Origin of the sequence: Staphylococcus sp. HMSC62D11 (genome assembly GCF_001839145.1) — a bacterium.
Taxonomy (GTDB): Bacteria; Bacillota; Bacilli; order Staphylococcales; family Staphylococcaceae; genus Staphylococcus; species Staphylococcus lugdunensis.
Window position 1 is genome coordinate 1 of the sequence record NZ_KV840196.1, and the last position, 1,191, is coordinate 1,191.

Annotated in this window: 12 tRNA genes; all 12 read left to right on the forward strand. The window is 51.0% G+C overall.

Annotation, left to right across the window (positions count from 1 at the left end):
• Nucleotides 1–44 precede the first annotated feature (44 nt).
• A tRNA-Leu gene (locus HMPREF3267_RS08030) sits at nt 45–126 on the forward strand.
• Between the two features lie 3 nt (nt 127–129).
• A tRNA-Gly gene (locus tag HMPREF3267_RS08035) sits at nt 130–204 on the forward strand.
• Nucleotides 205–211: 7 nt separating this feature from the next.
• Nucleotides 212–300 (forward strand) — tRNA-Leu (locus HMPREF3267_RS08040).
• Nucleotides 301–322: 22 nt separating this feature from the next.
• A tRNA-Arg gene (locus tag HMPREF3267_RS08045) sits at nt 323–396 on the forward strand.
• Between the two features lie 11 nt (nt 397–407).
• Nucleotides 408–481 (forward strand) — tRNA-Pro (locus HMPREF3267_RS08050).
• A gap of 43 nt (nt 482–524) precedes the next feature.
• A tRNA-Ala gene (locus tag HMPREF3267_RS08055) sits at nt 525–600 on the forward strand.
• Nucleotides 601–616: 16 nt separating this feature from the next.
• A tRNA-Met gene (locus HMPREF3267_RS08060) sits at nt 617–690 on the forward strand.
• A gap of 28 nt (nt 691–718) precedes the next feature.
• Nucleotides 719–792: transfer RNA gene (locus HMPREF3267_RS08065), tRNA-Ile, on the forward strand.
• Nucleotides 793–801: 9 nt separating this feature from the next.
• Nucleotides 802–891: transfer RNA gene (locus tag HMPREF3267_RS08070), tRNA-Ser, on the forward strand.
• Between the two features lie 10 nt (nt 892–901).
• Nucleotides 902–977: transfer RNA gene (locus HMPREF3267_RS08075), tRNA-Asp, on the forward strand.
• A 35-nt stretch (nt 978–1,012) separates the two neighbouring features.
• Nucleotides 1,013–1,105 (forward strand) — tRNA-Ser (locus HMPREF3267_RS08080).
• An 11-nt stretch (nt 1,106–1,116) separates the two neighbouring features.
• Nucleotides 1,117–1,190, forward strand: a tRNA-Met gene (locus HMPREF3267_RS08085).
• Nucleotide 1,191: the final 1 nt, after the last annotated feature.

Below are 1,191 nucleotides of genomic sequence, written 5' to 3' on the forward strand. Positions count from 1 at the left end.
CAGAGGGTCAGAGGTTCGAATCCTCTATGGCTCACCATTTATACGCGGGTGTGGCGGAATTGGCAGACGCACTAGACTTAGGATCTAGCGCCTTACGGCGTGGGGGTTCGACTCCCTTCACCCGCATATGCAGAAGTAGTTCAGCGGTAGAATACAACCTTGCCAAGGTTGGGGTCGCGGGTTCGAATCCCGTCTTCTGCTCCATTATTTTGCCGGGGTGGCGGAACTGGCAGACGCACAGGACTTAAAATCCTGCGGTGAGAGATCACCGTACCGGTTCGATTCCGGTCCTCGGCACCATCAATATCCTTATTATCAGTATGCGCCCGTAGCTCAACTGGATAGAGCGTTTGACTACGGATCAAGAGGTTATGGGTTCGACTCCTATCGGGCGCGTTTACTTATAACGGGAAGTAGCTCAGCTTGGTAGAGCACTTGGTTTGGGACCAAGGGGTCGCAGGTTCGAATCCTGTCTTCCCGATATAAAAAAGATAATAATTGATAAAGTAAGATAATATTTATATGGGGGCTTAGCTCAGCTGGGAGAGCGCCTGCTTTGCACGCAGGAGGTCAGCGGTTCGATCCCGCTAGTCTCCACCATATAAAACTAAATAAAGGCGGTGTAGCTCAGCTGGCTAGAGCGTACGGTTCATACCCGTGAGGTCGGGGGTTCGATCCCCTCCACCGCCACTATTTAATTAATATTGAATTATATTTAGGACCTTTAGCTCAGTTGGTTAGAGCTAACGGCTCATAACCGTTCGGTCGCAGGTTCGAGTCCTGCAAGGTCCATATAATTTTGGAGGAATACCCAAGTCCGGCTGAAGGGATCGGTCTTGAAAACCGACAGGAGCTTAACGGCTCGCGGGGGTTCGAATCCCTCTTCCTCCGTATTTATTTTGGTCTCGTAGTGTAGCGGTTAACACGCCTGCCTGTCACGCAGGAGATCGCGGGTTCGATTCCCGTCGAGACCGCCATTTTAAAATTATATATTGTAAGACTTATAATAATTGGAGGAATACCCAAGTCCGGCTGAAGGGATCGGTCTTGAAAACCGACAGGGGCTTAACGGCCCGCGGGGGTTCGAATCCCTCTTCCTCCGCCATTTATTATTATCGCGGGATGGAGCAGTTCGGTAGCTCGTCGGGCTCATAACCCGAAGGTCGGTGGTTCAAATCCGCCTCCCGCAAT